Here is a 17139-nt window from a genome sequence, read left to right on the forward strand (position 1 = left end):
CTCGAGTCGCGACGGCTGTCACTTGATTGCGGTCACTCTAAAGTGCCGGACCAGATTGCCGCAATAACCCGACGAGAATTTGCAACTTACGAACAGGCGCGACCGACGGGCGCATGAGTCCGGGCATGCGAAAGAGCGCGACGGCTCGCAAGCCGTCGCGCTCCCGGGACGCCGATCAGGCGATGCGGCGGGCCGTCGAGCCGCGGACCACCAGCTCCGGGGCGAAGAGCAGCTCCTCGGCGGCCACCTCACCGCCGTTGATGCGCTTGACCAGCAGCTCCACCACCGCGCGGCCCATCGCCTCGATCGGCTGGCGGGTGGTGGTCAGCGGCGGGTCGGTGCAGTTCATCAGGGCCGAGTCGTCGTAGCCGACCACCGAGATGTCCTCCGGCACCGACAGGCCCTGCCGCCGGGCCGCGCGGATCGCGCCGAGGGCCAGCAGGTCGCTCGCGCACAGCACCGCCGTCGCCCCGCGCGGGTACAGGCGGGCCGCCGCCGCGTGGCCGCCCTCGATCGAAAACATCCCGTGCTCGACCAGCTCGTCCAGGACCGGCAGCCCCAGCTTCGCCGCGTACGACTGGAACGCTTCGAGCTTCCGCCGCGACGGCACGTGGTCGGACGGGCCCAGCACCAGGCCGATCTTCTCGTGCCCGAGCGAGCTCAGGTGCCCGACGACCTGCTCGACGGCCACCGCGTCGTCGCACGAAACCTGCGGCAGCCCGAGGTGGTCGACCGCGGCGTTGATCAGCACCGTCGGCAGCCGCCGCTCCACGAGGTGGTGGTAGTGCGAGTGGATCGCGTCGGCCTGCGCGTACAGCCCGCCGGCGAACACCACACCCGACACCTGCTGCTGCAGGAGCAGCTCGACGTACTCCGCCTCGGACACCCCGCCCGCGGTCCGCGTGCAGAGCACCGGCGTGAACCCCTGCTGGGCGAGGGCGTTGCCCATGATCTCGGCCAGCGCGGGGAAGATGGGGTTCTGCAACTCGGGCAGGACCAGCCCGACCAGGCGGGCGCGCTCGCCACGCAGCTGGGTGGGCCGCTCGTAACCCATCACGTCCAGCGCGGTGAGCACGGCGGCCCGGGTGCTGGCGGACACCCCGGACCGGCCGTTGAGCACCCGGCTGACCGTGGCTTCGCTGACCCCGACTTGGCGGGCGACTTCGGCAAGACGACGCGTCATGAGTGAAACTTTACAGCAACAGGGCGCAAAAGTAAGACAAGCCCACCCCGGAGGATGGGCTTGCCGAACCGCCCGGGTTACGAGGCCGCCACCTCGAACTCGGACACCTGACCGGCGGGCCAGCCGGTGTTGCCGGTGAACGTCAGCCGCACGAAACGCTGGGACGTCGCCGCGAAGGACGCCGACGCCGTGTTGCCCGCTGCCGGGTCGAACGTGTAGCCGCGGGCACCCGCCAACGTCGTGTACGAGCCGCCGTCCGTGCTGCCGGAGATCGTCACCGTCTGGGTGCGCGCGCCCCACGCCGGGGACGGCGGCAGGCGCAGCGTCACCTTGTTGATCGACGACGCCGTGCCCAGGTCCACCGTCAGCGTCTGCGGGAACGCGTTGTTCGCGCTCTCCCAGTAGCTGTTGGCATCGCCGTCGTTCGCGTTCGACGGCGGGAACCCGCCCTGGGACCCGGACGCGGTGATCGCCTTCCCGCGGGCGAGGTTGCTGCCGGACTGCGGCGGCTGCGGCGGGCCTGAGTTCGGCGCGGGCCAGGTCGAGCAGTCGCTCCAGGTGCCGGTCCAGCCGCTGTTGCCCGACCCGCTGAACGTCATGCGGGGGATCGACCCCGGGTAGGGGCAGTTGTACGTCCCGGTCACGCCGACGCCGGACGCCGTCAGGTTGCTGATCGACACCGAACCCTGCGTCTGGGACTGCGCCACGAACGTGCCGGCGCCCTGCACCGAGACGCCGTCGATGGTGATGCCCTGGATGGGCTTGCCCGCGCCGTTGCCGTCGATGAACTGGATCGCCTCGTACGGGCTCTGGATCGCGGTGAATCCGGTGACGCGGATCGTCACGCCGGTGATCGCCTGGTCGCGCGCGTCGAACCACAGCGCGCCGACGCCGAACTGCCAGTTCGGGTCGAACGCCCCGGCCCGCAGCGCGCTGTTGTTCGACAGGGTCACCGTGCCGCCCAGCGGCACCGAGCTGAACCGGTTCGCCACCAGGTAGCCCCCGCCGAGTGCGTTGGTGTCCTGCACCAGGTTGCCGCTCACGGTGTTGTTCGAGCCGCCGTACAGCGCGATGCCGTTGGCCAGGTTCGGCTGCACCACGGTGTTGTTCGCGATGGTGTTGCCCGAGTCGGCCTGGCCGTTGGACCACAGCGCGAGCCCGTCGTCGCCGTTGTTGCGCAGGTAGTTGTTGCGCAGCGTCGAGTTCGTCACCGCGCCGTCGAAGTTGACGCCGTCGGCCTGGGTGTCGAGGATGCGGTTGTTCTCGATGGTGACGTTCGACGAGGCGCCGTTCATCAGCCACAGCCCGCACTTGGTGTCCTGGATCCACAGGCCCGACACGACCGAGCCGGTGCCCAGCACGCCGTGGAACGCGTTGTCGGGGCTGCCGTCGTTCCGTTCGGTGACGTCACCGAACACCGCGAAGTCGTACAGCTTGATGTTCCCGGACGCGCTGCCGTTGTTGAAGATGTTGTTGCCGTGCAGCACGGTGTACCACTGACCGGCGCCGCGGACGGTCGTCTGGTCGACCTGCAGCGCCGACCCGATTTCGAACCGGCCGGACGGCACCCACACCTCGCGGCCCTGCGAGCGCGCCGCCGAGAGCGCGTTGCGGAACGCCTGCGAGTCGTCCGAGGAGTCGTTCGCGGTGGCGCCGTAGTCGGTCACCGGCAGCGCGTTCGCCGGTTTCGTGCCCGCGCCGCCGACCTGCTCGAAGTCGGCGAGGTCGATGGTCGCCTGGCCGACGTCACCCGAGTCGGCCTGCACGCGGACCTTCGCGCCTTGAGCCAGGTTCTGGCCCAGCAGCAGCCGGGCGTCGTCGAAGAAGTGGTGCGTCTTCGCGCCCGGGATCCAGCTGGTGTCCACATAGGAATAGCGAGACGTCACGGGCAACGCCAGCTTGGTCCCGTTGACCGACACCGTGAGGCGGCCGGACGAGCCGTCGGGCACGTTGTAGTGGACGTTGATCGAGTTGGCCGCCGCGGGCAGCGTGAACTCGACGTACTGGCCGGTGGTGATCTTCACGGCCTGCCGTCCGGACGCTTCGGAAGCGACACTGGCCTGCGTGTAGTCGGGGCCGACGGCCGAGCCGGTCGTCGCCGAGCACTCGGCTTCGACGGTGCGGAACGGCACGCTGGCGCCGCCGGACGCGGTGGCCGGGCACGTGGCCGCGGCGGCCGGAGTGCCACCGGAAAGCACGGCCAAGCCGGACGCGGCGAGTGCGGCCGCCATCAGCGCCGCGCCGCGGGGAAGGGAAGACATCGTCAGCACCTCTCAGGACGAATAGGCTTCGAGTTCGGACAGCTGCCCGGCGGGCCAGCCGGTGTTGCCGGTGAAAGTCAGCCGGAGGGTGCGCTGCGCGGTCGCCGGGAAGGTCACCGTCGCGGTGTTCCCGCCGGCCGGGGAGAACGTGTAGGTGGCCGCGGCCTTGACGCCGTCGACCGAAATCGTCTGGGTCCGCGCGCCCCACGACGGGGGCAGTTTCAGCACCAGCCGCGAAACGCCGACCGTGCTGCCGAAATCGACGGTCAGCGATTGCGGGAACGCGTTGTTCGTGCTCTCCCAGTAGGAGTTCGCGTCGCCGTCGACCGCGTTGCCCGGTGGGAAACCACCCTGGGAGCCGGACGCGCTGACGGCCTTGTGCAGGGCCAGGTTCCCGCTCGGCTGGGTCGGCGTCGTGGTCGGCGGGGTGGTGGACGGCACCGTCGTGCCGCCGTTGTCGGAGCCGTACACCGGCGTCGGCCACGAACCGCAGTACGTCGTCGTCCAGCCGGAGTTGCCACCCTGGTCGGCCAGCCCGCTCATCGCGTCCGGGCCCATGCAGTTGTAGACGCCCGCGCGGCCGATGCCGGTCGCGGCGACGTTCTTCACCGATCCCGACGGCTTCGACTGCAGCTGCCAGGCGAAGGTGCCGGCGCCGGTGATCCGCAGGTCGCTGAAGTGGACGTCCGTGGTGGCGCCGTCGATGAACTGGATCGCCTCGTAGTTGTTGTCCAGCAGGTCGTTGTCCACGACGTCGATCCGGCCGGTGATGGCCGAGTCGCGGCCGTCGAACCACAGCGCGCCGACGCCGAACTGCCAGTTCGAGTCGAGCACGCCGGTGCGGATGGCGGTGTTGCGCGTGACGGTCGTGGTCCCCGAAAGCGGCACGGCGCTGAACCGGTTGGCGATGTGCAGGCCCCCGCCCTGGTCCTGGTTGTCGGCGACGACGTTGCCGGCCACGGTGTTGTCGTGCCCGCCGTAGATCGCGATGTTGTTGGCGAGGATCGGCAGCAGCACGGTGTTGGCGGAGAACGTGTTGTGGTGGTCGGCGTCGTGCTCGGACCACATGGCCAGGCCGTCGTCACCGGTGTTGCGGAGGAAGTTGTTCGTCACCAAGGTGTTGCTGATGCCCTGGTGCAGGTTCAGCCCGTCGGCGGTCTGGTCGAGGATCCGGTTGCCGGCCACGGTGAGCCCGTCGAACGGCCCGTCGAGCCACAGCCCGACCTTCGTGTGCTGCAGCCACAGGTTCTGCACGACCGAGCCGCCGCCCAGCGCGCCGCCGATCGCGTTCGACTGGTCGCAGTCGACGCGGGCGTCGACCTGGCCGATGATCGCGAAGTCGTACAGCTTCACCGCGCTGCTGGTCCCCGGCACGGCGGGGTTGCCGGGGTACGTCGGTGTTCCGCAGCTCGCCGGTTCGCCCTTGCCGAAGATCCCGGCGCGCGGCCCGGTGAGCACCGAGTACCAGGGCCCGGCGCCGCGGATCGTCACCTGGTCGACCGTGACGTGGTGGCCGAGGGTGAACGTCCCGGACGGGATCCAGACTTCCTTGCCCTGGCTCCGGGCGGCGGCCACGGCGGCGTCGAACGCGCCTGCGTCGTCGCTCGTGTCGCCCGCGGTGGCGCCGTAGTCGGTGACGGACACCGAGTTCGCGGGGCGGGTCGCGGCCGCGCCGACCTGTTCGAAGTCGGCGAGGTCGACGGTGACCGGGGTGACGTCTCCGGCGTCCACCTGCAGCTTGATCTTCGTCCCGGCCGGGTACGACGTGCCCAGCAGTGCGCGGGTCTCGTCGTAGAAGTGGTGCGCGTGGCCGTCACCCGGGTTGTTGGTGAACGGGTAAGAGCCGTAGTACCAGGCCCACTTCGACGTCAGCGCGATGTCCCGGTTGTGGGTACCGCCGACGTAGAGCGAAATCGTCCCGTTGGCGGAATCCGGGACGCTGAACCGGAAGTCGATCGAGTTCGCCGGGGCCGTGAGCGTGAATTCGACGTACTGGCCCGGCCCGGACAGGGTCACCGCCTTCCGGCCGGAGGCTTCGCCGGCGAGGGTGCCCGCGGCGCGGTTCGGCCCGATGACCGAGCCGTTCGTCGTCGCGTCCTCGGCTTCCTGTTCGAGGAACGGCACGGACGCGCCGCGGCCGGCCGCGAGCGCCGGGCTTCCCTCGGGAACGGCGGCGATCGTCAGACCGGCGGCGGCGAGCACGGCGGCGGCGAGGGCGCCGAACCGCACTTGGCGGGCACTGTTGGGCGCGTTTGAGACAGAGCTGGGAGACATGGGCGGCACTGGCCTTTCCGCAGCAGGTGGGGACTCCTGTGACCGGGATCATACGAATCCTGGACAAGAAACCGCAATAGTCGGACGAACTTACGCAAGTTTGCGACAGAAATTGACGACTGCGCCGCATGTCCGGCGTTCGCTTACACCCGGCGGAGCAACGCCTTAGCCGGCCGGCCGCGCTGATAGTTTTCGGGGATGAGCCAGCGACGTGCGGACGGGAGCGCCGGAGACGCGGATTACGGCGCGATCGGGGCGGTCTACACCGACTACCGCAAGCCGGATCCGCGCATCGGCCGGTACATCCTCGACGCGCTGGGGGACGCGCGGACCGTGCTCAACGTCGGGGCGGGCGCCGGCGCGTACGAACCCGACGACCGCGAGGTGACGGCGGTCGAGCCGTCGGCGTCGATGCGCGCGCAGCGGCCGGCGGGCCTACCGCCGGCGGTCGACGCCGTCGCCGAGAAGCTGCCGTTCCCGGACCGGGCGTTCGAGGGCGCGATGAGCACGTTCAGCGTCCACCAGTGGAACGACCTGTGGGCCGGTCTCAGGGAGCTGCGCCGCGTCACGCGCGGCCCGATCGCCATCCTGACCTGCGACCCGGATCTGCTGCGCCGCTTCTGGCTGCTCGACTACGCGCCCGAGGTGATCGAGACGGAGGCCCGCCGGTACCCGTCGGTCGACGACATCGCCGACGGACTCGGCGGCCACACGGAGATCATCGGCGTGCCGATCCCCATCGACTGCACCGACGGGTTCAACGAGGCCTACTACGCGCGTCCCGAACGCCTCCTGGACCCGGGCGCGCGGTTGTCCTGCTCGGCGTGGAGCTTCGTCGACGACCGCGTGCACCACCGCTTCGCCGCCGAACTGCGGCACGACCTCGACGACGGCACGTGGGACCGCCGTTACGGCAAGCTCCGCGAACAGCCCGCGTTCGAGGGTTCGCTGGTCCTCGTCGTCTCGGACCCCACCGCGTGACCCGCCCGCTAAGCCAGTAGGTCCTGCAGCTCGCGCACCGCGCGAGCGAGCTCGTCGGCGAAGCGGTACATCTCCGCCGACACGTGCTTCGGCGTGCTCAGGTAGATGTTCCAGCGGTCCGGCAGCAGCACGTAGGCGATGCCGATGCACTGCGGGCTGGTCGAGCCGAAGCCGAAGTACTGGATGTTGACCGACGGCGCCGAGCTGGTGCTCAGGTAGTCGTCGCGCATCTTCAGCCAGCCCGGCGAGGTGTAGAGCGCGAGGGTTTCGGTGTCCCCACGCCGTTTTCCGATCAGCTGCAGCTCCCACAGGTGCTGCTCCGGCGCGTCCCCGGCTTGGCACTCCTTCGCGCGGGCGACGTGCTTCGCCGCCGCGGCGCGGAACGCTTCCCGCTTCTCCTCGGTCGTCGCGTTCTCGTCGGTCATGACCTCGGCGAAGCGCACGACCTCGGGCGTGACGACCCGCATGGCCTCGGTCCGGCCGTTCTGGAACTGCCGGGTGGCGATCGACTCGTAGGTCGCGCCGGTCAGGCCCTTCGCGCGCCGATGCGCCAGCTGGTACGACATCTGCGCGAAGGCGTCCGGGGAGATGCCGAGTTCCTTTGCCCGGTTGGCGCCGAAGTCGAACGACACCGCCTGCGTCGCCGTCGCGTCCGCGTAGGCCTTGAAGGCGGCTCCGGCGGCGCGTGCGTCTTCGCGGAGTTCGCCGGTCAGCTTGAACTCGATCGCGTCGAAGCCCGGCACGCCGTCGGCACTCTCCCGTGGCTCCCGCGAGCCGCTCAGCAGCACGTCGGTGAAGCCCAGGATCGTGGTGCCGTCGAGTTCGCAGTGCTCGACGTTGATCCCCGCCGTGCCGTCTTCGAACACGATGAGCGACACGGCTTTGTCGTACCAGCGGTTGTCGCCGTACAGCAGCCGGTCACTCGCCTCCAGGGTGTTCGACGGCGTGAAGTCGTCCAGGCACAGGCAGAACAACGCGGTCTCGATGGTTTCCAGCGCGTCGCCGTTGCCGGCCTCGAGCAACGCGGCCCGCGAAGCCGCCCACTCGGCGCGGGCCTTCGTGGTGAAGTGCCCGGCCGGGACCTCGGTGACGTGGTCGTCCTTGAGGATCGCGCGCAGCCCGTCGGCCAGCTGCGCCGGCGAGTACGGGCGGCCGTCTTCGGCGAGGACGTCCATCCGGAACGGCGTGCCCTTCGAGAACACGACGATGTGCCGCTCGGGCGACGGGAACCGCGTGCGCGCGCTGTCCAGGACCTCGCCGGGGATCCGCGTCGCCGAGAACAGGAACTTGTGCTGCACCATCGACTGTGGCGTGCCGCGCAGGAGCACCGGTGGCACCAGTTCGTCGTCGAGCTTCAGCTTGTAGTCCACGGCGGACGCGGTCAGCTCCGCGGCGCGCTCCACCTGCCCCAGCGGGGAATCCTGGAACAGGAAGAAGAAGTTGGCGTTGAGCGCGATCCGGTCGCGGCGGCCGAGGTAGCGGTACGGCCAGAACGTGTCGAGCCAGCTGCGCACCCCGGGCGAGCGGTCGTACTCCTCCAGCGCCGCCTGCAGCCCGTGCGCGGGGCTGTCCGGCGCCAGGAACTCCGCGACCGCCGCTTCCGTCTCCGCCAGCTCGTCCGGCGTCAGCAGCGGCCCGCACCACTCGAGGAAGCGGCGGCAGCTCGCGTCCGGAGAGGGGACGGGGACGCGGGGGAGCCGGTCGTCGTTGCCGAAGGTGCGGGTGGACCATTCCGGACTGCTCACGATCATCCTTCTTCGTCGGAGAAAACGAGCTCGGCCGAGCCCCCAGGACGGGAAACATACAGCTGCGCGTAGAGCCACCCGTCGGACTCCAGTCCGGTGGGGTCGACGCCGGCCGCGCTCAGGGTGTCCAGGATTTGCGCCTGTTCTTCGGCGGAGGCGAACTGCCGCTGCCGGAACACGCCGTCGATGCTCGCGGTCTCGTACCCCAGCTCGGCGAGGCTCTCGGCGACCGGTTCGTAGGAGAACATCCGCAGCACGAAGTGCGCCATCCACGGCCGTGCGCCGCGGGCGATCCGGGTGAGGGTCTTCTCGGTGACGTACCCGACGCAGCCGGTGGAGATCACCAGGTCGACGTCGTCCAGGAGCTTCTGCTGGGTGCCGTCCGGGTCGTCGCGCTCGAAGTCGGCGTGGATCGCCTCGTCGAGGAACCCGGCGGAAAGCGCGTACTCGAGGGCCGGGGCCGAGCTGTCCAAGCCGTAGAACCGCGGGTTGCCGGCGCGGATCCGCTTCCGGTCGGCCTCGATCAGCGCCGCGTGGTCCAGCGCGCGCACGGCCGGGTCGGTGTAGTGGGCGTAGAGGTCGTCCATGGTGGCTTCGCACCGCTGCAGGGCCGCGTTGACACCGTACGAGCAGCCGACGTCGAGCACGGTCGGCCGCTCGGCGGGGTGTTCACTGATCAGCTTGGCGAAGTACGGCTTCGCCAGCTGCGGGATTTCGTAGCCGACGCGGCGCAGCGTGCCGAAGAACGGCCGCGGGTCGGGGGCGGTGTAGATGTGGTCGAACGAGATCTTGCCGGTCGAGTCGAAAGGCACAGGCCAGGCTCCTGATCTAGTCGCAGCTGCGCTGTCCGTTGCGGGCGGCGGTGGGGGCATGGACGGACTAGTCGAGCAGTTCGTCGCCGCGGTCGGTGCGCCCGGCGAGGTGGGCGGGCAGGACCCGGCCGAACAGCTGCCTGGTCCGCTCCACACTGCCGATGACCCCCGGGCGCTCGCTGTAGGCGAAGATCGCGGAGTGCCGCGCGATCGCACCTTCCACCGTACTGACCCGGTGCAACGCGAAGCGTCCTCGGAACAGCTGAAGATCACCGGGCCGGAGGTTCAGGCGCCGGACCGGCCGGGTGTCGCCGGCCAGCACCGATCGCACGGCGGCGAAGTTCTCGTCCGCGGCGGACCGGATGCCGGGGCAGTACTCGAACGTCCCGCCGTCGGCCGCGGCCTGCGTCAGCATGCTGACGGTGTAGGAGTTCGTGTCGAAGTGCCACGGGTGCGCACGGCCGGGAGCGATGACGTTCAGCGTCAGCCCGGAGAGCGGGTCGGCGAGCTCGTGCAGTCCGGGGAGGCCGAAGCAGTCGGCGACGAACCGCTGGAACAACGGGCTGGTGTAGAGCCGGCTGATGATCGACGACGCCGGGATGTGGTCGCGGGCCACGAAGGCGTTGCCGCGTTCCATGATCGTGCGGCCCGGGTGGTCCTCGGGCAGCGGCTCGTCGATCGCCGTGTTGTAGGCGTTGACCTTTTCGATCTTCGTGTAGGCGTGCGGTTCGAGCGCGGCGCATTCGGCGCGCAGCACCTCGTGCAGCTCGGGCCGGACGAAGTCGGCGAGCACGCTGCAGCCGACGTCGGCGAGGTCCGCGCGCGTGCGGCGGACGGTCGCCCGCCAGGCGGGACTGCCCGGCTCGGTGAGCGGGTAACGGCCGGTGTCGACCATTTCCAGTGCGTCCACGGAGGTGCTCATCATCGAGGTCCCTTCCGGCGGGTGAAGGAACAGAGTTAGCACACCCTCCCGCTGGTCAACCGTCGGTTTGTGAGCGGTGACACAGGGTCGTCAGGCGCCGACTTCGGTGGCCCACGAGCTGACGGTGACGGTGTCCGTGGTGCCCAGATCGGTGTCGAGGGGCTGCTTCTGCGCAGGTTCGCCCGGAACGGGGACCACCGAGATCGCCGCGCCGGTGCGCGTGTCTCCACTGGTGACGGTGGCCGACCACGCGAGCACGGCCACCACCTTCTCACCCGGTTGGACGGTCAGGTCCTGCGGACCGAGGTCCCGCGCGAAGTAGGACGTGCCGTGCTCGACCTTCACCTCGAGCGACGAGCCGTCGCCCGCGAGGATCTTCAGGTCCGGGTAGCCGGTGACCTTCCGCGGTGCCGGGTCCCGGTTGGTCAGCGTCAGCACGCTCGCGCGGTGGCCGAGCCCGGCCTCGACCTGGCCGACCGAAAGCGACAGACCGGTCGACGGCGGTGGCCCGTACGTCGGGCTCGGGGTCGTCGTCGGCGTGGGCGCAGGTGGCGGCGGAGTCGTGCAGCCGGCCAGGAGCGCGAGAACGACCAACGGTGTGCCGCGGAGAACCCCCATGCGCCGGAAGGGTAGCGGGCGCCCGGCCAGGCGCCCGCCACCACCTCACGGGGTGAGCAGCGGCAGGAGCGGCTTGCGCACCTGCGTCGCGACGCCGTCCGAAGCCTCCGCGGCGGCGATCCGCTCGGCCGACGGCCGGCCGTAGCCCGTCGTGCGCTGCACGAGCGGACGGCCCAGCGGCTCGACCATCGCGCGCATGTCGCTGATCGTCTTGTACGACCCGTTCGACGCGCCGGCCATCCGGCTGATCGTCTCCTCCATCAGCGTGCCGCCGATGTCGTTGACGCCGCCCTGCAGCACCGCGCGGCTGCCCTCTTCGCCGAGCTTCACCCAGGAGCTCTGGATGTTGTCGATCATGCCGTGCAGCAGCACCCGGGCCAGCGCGTGCACCGCGCGGTTCTCGTTCTGCGTCGCCCCCGGGCGGGCGAGCCCGGCGAGGTAGATCGGCGAGCTCTGGTGGATGAACGGCAGCAGCACGAACTCGGTGAACCCGCGCCGCCCGTGCCTCTCCAGGCCTTCGCGCTGCAGCCGGGCCAGCAGCTTGAGGTGCGCGACCCAGTGCGCCGGGGTGTCGACGTGGCCGTACATCATCGTGGACGTCGTCGGCAGCCCGATCTCGTGCGCCGTCGTCACCACCTTGATCCACTCCGACGTCGGCAGCTTGCCCTTGGTGAGCACCCAGCGGACGTCGTCGTCGAGGATCTCCGCCGCCGTGCCGGGCAGCGAGTCGACGCCGGCTTCCTTCGCCTTGATCAGCCAGTCCTTGAGGGACAGGTTGGTCCGCGAAGCGCCGTTCACGACCTCCATCGGGCTGTAGGAGTGCAGGTGGATCTCCGGCTGACGGCGCTTGACCTCGGCCGCGAGGTCGAAGTACGCGGTGCCCGGCAGGTCCGGGTGGATGCCGCCCTGCATGCAGATCTCGGTCGCGCCCGCGGCCCACGCCTCGTCGACGCGGTCGCCGACCTGCTCCAGCGAGAGCGTGTACGCGTCGGCGTCGGTGCGACGCTGGGCGAAGGCGCAGAAGCGGCAACCCGTGTAGCAGACGTTCGTGAAGTTGATGTTCCGCGTGACGACGAACGTGACGTCGTCGCCGACGGCTTCCCGCCGCAGGTCGTCGGCGAGCTTGGTGAACGCGTCCAGCTCCTTGCCCTCGGCGGACAGCAGCGCCAGCGCGGCGTCATCGGACAGCCCGGCGGGGTCCTTTTCCGCGCTGCGCAAGGCTTCCAACACGGTGGAGTCGAACTTCTGCGGCCCGGTCTTGATCCGGTCGCCGATCTCCTTCCAGTCCCCGTAGACGGAGTCGAAGTCGCTCCGGCGGTCCTCGGTGCGGCCGGTGGTGTCGATCTCCGTGTGCAGATCGGTGCGGCCGGACTGCTGCCAGCCGCCGTCCGGCTCCTGCCACGGGATACCGACCGGCATCGCGTCCTCGCGGGCCATCCCGGTGGCCGGGTCGACGAGCGCGGCGACGTGCCGCGTGATCCGCGGGTCGAGCCACGGCTCGCCGGCCTTGACGTACTCCGGGTAGATGGTGAGCCGCTCCTTGAGCTCGAACCCGGCCTTCTCGGTGCGCCGGGCGAGCTCGTCGATCTGCGGCCACGCGCGTTCGGGGTTGACGTGGTCCGGGGTCAGCGGCGAGACGCCGCCCCAGTCGTCGATGCCGGCGCGGATCATCAGGTCGTACTGGTTGCCGATCAGGTTCGGCGGCGCCTGGATGCGCATCTTCGGGCCGAGCACCAGGCGCGCCACGGCGATGTTCGCGGCGAGTTCTTCGAGGCCGGCGTCCGGGGTCGCGCGCATCTTCGTGTCCGGCTTGGCCCGGAAGTTCTGCACGATGACTTCCTGGATGCCGCCGTAGGTCTTGGCGACCTTGCGGATCTCGAACAGCGCGTCCGCGCGCTCCTCGTGCGTCTCGCCGATGCCGATGAGGACACCGGTGGTGAACGGGACGCTGCTGCGCCCGGCGTCTTCGAGCACGCGCAGCCGGACCGCGGGCTCCTTGTCGGGCGAGCCGTAGTGCGGGCCGCCCTTCTCGCTCCACAGCCGGGTCGCCGTGGTCTCCAGCATCATGCCCATCGACGGCGCGACCGGCTTGAGCCGCTGGAAGTCCTGCCAGGTCAGCACGCCCGGGTTGAGGTGCGGCAGCAGGCCGGTCTCCTCGAGGACCCGGATCGCCATCGCGCGGACGTAGGACAGCGTGTCGTCGTAGCCGTGCGCGTCCAGCCAATCGCGGGCGGCCTTCCAGCGGTCCTCGGGCCGGTCGCCGAGGGTGAAGAGGGCTTCCTTGCAGCCCATCTCCGCGCCCTTGCGGGCGATGTCGAGGACCTCGTCGGGGGACAGGAACGGCGATTCGAGCCGGCCCGGCACGGTGACGAAGGTGCAGTAGCCGCAGCGGTCGCGGCACAGCCGGGTCAGCGGGATGAACACCTTGCGGCTGTAGGTGATGACACCCGCGCGCCCGGCTTCGGCCAGGCCCGCGTCGCGGATGCGGGAGGCGTACTCGGAGAGCTTCCCCAGGTCTTCTCCGCGGGCGTGCAGCAGGACGCTCGCTTCGGCTACGTCGAGTGTCTTCCCGTCACGCGCCCGGGCGAGCGCACGGCGCATCGCGGAGGCGGTCGGGGTGGTGGCGTCGGGTTCGGGTCCCATTCCGCCCACGCTAGGACCGGCGTCGCTCGACCAGCCAGTGCGTGTTCCGCACCCGGCTGACCTGCTGCGGGTGCGTGATCGTCATCGCAGGTCAGCGGGCTCGCCTGGTTGTCGATCAGCGACTGGGCGTGTATTACCTAAAGGGTGGCATCGGTGGTCGGCAAGAAGATCGGCGGACGGACGTACTACTACCTGGCGGAGTCCGCCCGGGTGGACGGCAAGCCGCGGGTGGTGACTCAGCGTTACCTCGGCACGGCCGACGAGATCGCCCGCGCCGTCCCGGGCGGCGAACCCGCGTCGGCTTCGTACCGGACGTACGGCGACGTGGCCGCGGTGTGGGCGACGCTTTCGCGGCTCGACTTCGTCCGCCGGGTCGACGACGTGGTGCGCGCGAAGCCTTCGCTGGGGCTGACCCTCGCCGTCGCGGTGCTGCACCGCGCCACCGCTCCGGAGACGCCGATCGGGCCGTGGTGGGCCGCGGGGGCGGCCGCGGACCTCGTCCGGCCCCGGTTGTCCACAGTAGCGGGATTGTGGCGGGCGCTGGAACGCCTCACCCCGGACCGCATCGCGGGCATCGAGGAAACCGTCGCCACCGCCGTCCTGGCCACTTTGGACGACCACGCGGCGCTCGCCGTCGACGTCCCGCAGTTCGCCGCGTTCGCCCCGGCCGACTGCACCCTGCCGTCGGCGTGCCGGGGCGTGCTCGCCGGAGCGGGCCTGCGCGTGACCCGCGACGGCGCGATCCCGCTGGCGTCGCGGCTGTACCGGCGCGACGACGGCACCGCGCCGACGTTCGCCGCGCTGACCGGTGAGCTGGGTCCGGCCACGCTCGTCTTCCACGCGGGCCAGGCGGCGCAGCTCGACCTGGGCTCACGCAGCGGCTTCGTCGGGTCCCTGCCGCTGACCGACCACCCCGAGCTGCTGACCCAGCCCGCGTCCGCGCGCAAGCGCGTCGACCCCGAGCGGTTCGCCGGGCTCACCGCGCTCGACACGCACGCGGTCGTCGACGGCGTCCGGCGGCGGGTGATCCTGACCCACTCGGCGACGCTGCACGCGGCCCAGTCCCGCGCGTTCGCCGACGAGCTGGCCACCGCGACCCGGGAGCTCGACGGTCTCGCGGAGGCCTTGGCGGCGGGCACCCACCGCGGCGACCGGGCCCAGGTGCACGCCGAGATCGGCCGGGTGACCCGCGGCCGGCGCATCGAGCGCGTGCTCACCGCCGTCCTGAGCGGGAACCGGCCCGGCGAGATCCGGGTGGAACGCCGGATCGACGCGGCCGCGCTGGCCCGGCTGGACGACGAGTTCTTCGGCAAGCAGGTGCTGGTCACCGACCGGGACTGGCCGGTCGCCGAGGTCGTCACGGCCTACCGGGCGCGCACCCACCTCGAATCGACGTTCCGCTGGCTCACCGGGCCCGCCGTCACCGGCCCGACCCCCCGCTGGGAGTGGACGCGGCAGCGGATCGCGGCGCACGGCCTGGTCTCGGTGCTCGCCGCCACGGTGACCCACCTGATGCGGCGCGAGGCGGACCGGGCGGGGATGAACCTGTCGGTGCGGGAGCTGCTGGACCAGCTGGCCGGCATCGGCGAGCTGGTGCTGCGCTACCCGTCGACCGGCGGACGCCCCCGGACGAGGCGCCTGCCGACCGAGCGGGACCCGGCGCAGCAGGCGCTCTACCAGCTCTTTCAGCTTCAGGGTCGATAGGCGGAGCGTGGGTTCAGCTTTCGCGGTGGATCTGCAGCGCCGAGAAGCTCTGGACCACCGGCATCAGCTCGATCACGTTGATGTTCACGTGCTTCGGCTGCGACGCGGCCCAGTAGACGGACTCGGCGATGTCGTCCGCGGTCAGCGGCGTCGTGCCCGCGTAGACCTGGTCGGCCTTCTCCTGGTCGCCGTCGAAGCGGACCTTCGAGAAGTCCGTGCCGCCGACCATGCCGGGCTCGACGTTCGTCACCCGGACACCGGTGCCGTGCAGGTCGCTGCGCAGGTTGAGGCTGAACTGGTGGACGAACGCCTTGGTCGCGCCGTACACGTTGCCGCCGGGGTAGGGGTAGGTGCCGGCGATCGAGCCGATGTTGATGACGTGCCCGCGGCCGCGCTCGACCATGCCCGGCAGCAGCGCGCGCGTGACGTGCGCGAGGCCGCGGACGTTGGTCGCGATCATCTCGTCCCAGTCCCGCAGGTCCGCCCTGTGCGCGGGCTCGAGGCCCTTGGCCAGGCCGGCGTTGTTGACCAGGACGTCGACCTCCTGCCACCCGGCCGGCAGGCCGTCGATGGTGGCTTTGACGGCTTCCGGGTCGCTGACGTCGAGCTGCACCGGGAGGACGGCGTCGCCGAGCTCGCCGGCCAGCTTCTCGAGCTTGTCCTCGCTGCGGGCGACCGCGACCACGCGGGCACCCTCGGCGACGAACCGGCGGGCGATGGCGTCACCGAAGCCGGCGCTCGCGCCGGTCACGAACACGGTCTGCTGCTGGGTCATGGGGTGGCTCCGCTGCTCTTGCTGTTCGTCAGGAAGGTGCTGAGTGCCTCGTCGAACTCGGTCTCGCGCTCCAGGTTAGGCAGGTGGCCCGCGCCCTCGATCACGACCAGGGTGGAACCCGCCGTCTTCCGGTGGATCAGCTCGGCGTCGGCGACCGGGGTGAACTCGTCCTCACTGCCGACGATCACCAGGGTGGGGACGTTGATGGCTTCGAGGCTGTTCGTGTAGTCCGGTCGCTCGGCGCGTCCCCTGAGGGCCGCCGCGGCTCCCTCTTTCGGGGCGTTGCGCATCATCTTGCGGACGTGCGCCTCGACGTCCGGCCTGGTCGCGCGGGTCTGCCTGGAGATCATCTTGGGGAGGAGCTCCTCGGCGTACTGCTCCATGCCTTCCGCGGTGATCCGGTCCGCGGTGTCGTAGCGGGCCTGTTTGGCCTGCGGGGTGTCCAGGCCGGCGAAGGTGTCGGCGAGCAGGAGGGCCTCGACGCGGCCGGGGTGGCCGGCGACGAGCTGCATGACGATCTGGCCGCCCATGGAGAGGCCGCCGAGGACGAAGCGCTCCAGGTCCAGGTGGTCGGCCAGCTCGACGAGGTCTTCGGCGAAGACGTCCAGTCCGGTCTTCGTGTTTCGGCTCTTCGACCGGCCGTACCCGCGGAGGTCGGGGGTGACGACGCGGTAGCCGTCTTCGGCGAGGTGCTCGGCCTGGGGCCGCCACATCGAGCGGTCGAAGGGGTGGCCGTGGACCAGCAGGACGGGGCGCCCGCTCCGGGGGCCGAGGTCGTCGTACGCGAGGTTCATGCGGCCGACGCTAAGCGGAGCTTTGGCTCGGAGCAATATGGTGCAATGTAGTCGGAGCAATGTTCTTTCGGTGGCGCTCCGGGCCGGTTCGGGGCAGACTGGAGCGCGGACGGGCTCCGTCATGGGGTCTGACCTGCGCTGATCTTGTTAACCGACCCCCCTGTTTCGGGCCGTTTCGGGGCATGTAAAGTTCTCCAAGTCGCCAGGGAAACCGGGTGGCCACCGGGACACGAACCAAGCTCTCGCGGATCGCGATTGAGTGGGTGTCCCACCAAAGACTGCTAGGAACGATTCGCTTCGGATGCGGCCGCTTGACGGTGGTGGTGTTCGTGGTGTGTTGCTTGAGAACTCAACAGTGTGCTAGTGAACTAAGCCAGTAGAGCTTATTTATGAACCTCGTATGAGGTTCCTTTGAGAGCATTAAATT

Annotated in this window: 12 protein-coding genes; 2 read left to right on the forward strand and 10 right to left on the reverse strand. The window is 70.3% G+C overall.

Features of this window, described 5'->3' with window-relative positions:
• Positions 1-175: 175 nt before the first annotated feature.
• From AB0M80_RS37645 to AB0M80_RS37655, 3 genes are all read right to left on the reverse strand, one after another.
• Positions 176-1183, reverse strand: a complete 1008-nt coding sequence (locus tag AB0M80_RS37645; protein ID WP_364574500.1) for a LacI family DNA-binding transcriptional regulator — start codon at positions 1181-1183, stop codon at positions 176-178.
• Between the two features lie 77 nt (positions 1184-1260).
• Positions 1261-3444, reverse strand: coding sequence for a discoidin domain-containing protein (locus AB0M80_RS37650; protein WP_364574502.1), 2184 nt, complete (start codon positions 3442-3444; stop codon positions 1261-1263).
• Positions 3445-3456: 12 nt separating this feature from the next.
• Complete coding sequence (locus AB0M80_RS37655; protein WP_364574504.1) at positions 3457-5673, reverse strand: discoidin domain-containing protein; 2217 nt, start codon at positions 5671-5673, stop codon at positions 3457-3459.
• A 243-nt stretch (positions 5674-5916) separates the two neighbouring features.
• On the opposite strand from AB0M80_RS37655, the gene AB0M80_RS37660 reads away from it, so the two are divergent.
• A complete protein-coding gene (locus AB0M80_RS37660; protein ID WP_364574506.1) occupies positions 5917-6699 on the forward strand; it encodes a methyltransferase domain-containing protein in 783 nt (260 codons plus the stop codon).
• Positions 6700-6707: 8 nt separating this feature from the next.
• On the opposite strand, the gene AB0M80_RS37665 is transcribed toward AB0M80_RS37660, so the two are convergent.
• The 5 genes from AB0M80_RS37665 to AB0M80_RS37685 form a co-directional block, all read right to left on the reverse strand.
• Positions 6708-8450 (reverse strand): choline/carnitine O-acyltransferase, encoded by a 1743-nt coding sequence (locus AB0M80_RS37665; protein WP_364574508.1) that lies wholly within the window; start codon positions 8448-8450, stop codon positions 6708-6710.
• Positions 8447-9256, reverse strand: a complete 810-nt coding sequence (locus AB0M80_RS37670; RefSeq protein ID WP_364574510.1) for a class I SAM-dependent methyltransferase — start codon at positions 9254-9256, stop codon at positions 8447-8449. The genes AB0M80_RS37665 and AB0M80_RS37670 overlap by 4 nt, the downstream gene beginning before the upstream one ends.
• A 67-nt stretch (positions 9257-9323) precedes the next feature.
• Positions 9324-10178, reverse strand: coding sequence for an arpA protein (locus AB0M80_RS37675; protein WP_364574512.1), 855 nt, complete (start codon positions 10176-10178; stop codon positions 9324-9326).
• A 90-nt stretch (positions 10179-10268) separates the two neighbouring features.
• Positions 10269-10796 (reverse strand): DUF4232 domain-containing protein, encoded by a 528-nt coding sequence (locus AB0M80_RS37680; RefSeq protein ID WP_364574513.1) that lies wholly within the window; start codon positions 10794-10796, stop codon positions 10269-10271.
• A 45-nt stretch (positions 10797-10841) separates the two neighbouring features.
• Complete coding sequence (locus AB0M80_RS37685) at positions 10842-13439, reverse strand: bifunctional FO biosynthesis protein CofGH (RefSeq protein ID WP_364574515.1); 2598 nt, start codon at positions 13437-13439, stop codon at positions 10842-10844.
• 153 nt (positions 13440-13592) lie between these two features.
• Between AB0M80_RS37685 and AB0M80_RS37690 the strand changes: the two genes are divergently transcribed.
• Entirely contained in the window at positions 13593-15143 is a 1551-nt protein-coding gene (locus AB0M80_RS37690; RefSeq protein WP_364574523.1) for a transposase, read from the forward strand.
• A gap of 13 nt (positions 15144-15156) precedes the next feature.
• On the opposite strand, the gene AB0M80_RS37695 is transcribed toward AB0M80_RS37690, so the two are convergent.
• Entirely contained in the window at positions 15157-15918 is a 762-nt protein-coding gene (locus AB0M80_RS37695; protein ID WP_364574517.1) for an SDR family oxidoreductase, read from the reverse strand.
• Complete coding sequence (locus tag AB0M80_RS37700; protein WP_364574519.1) at positions 15915-16712, reverse strand: alpha/beta fold hydrolase; 798 nt, start codon at positions 16710-16712, stop codon at positions 15915-15917. Before AB0M80_RS37700 ends, AB0M80_RS37695 begins: the two co-directional genes overlap by 4 nt.
• Positions 16713-17139 lie beyond the last annotated feature (427 nt).

It is taken from the genome of Amycolatopsis sp. NPDC051045, assembly GCF_040682955.1.
GTDB lineage: Bacteria > Actinomycetota > Actinomycetes > Mycobacteriales > Pseudonocardiaceae > Amycolatopsis.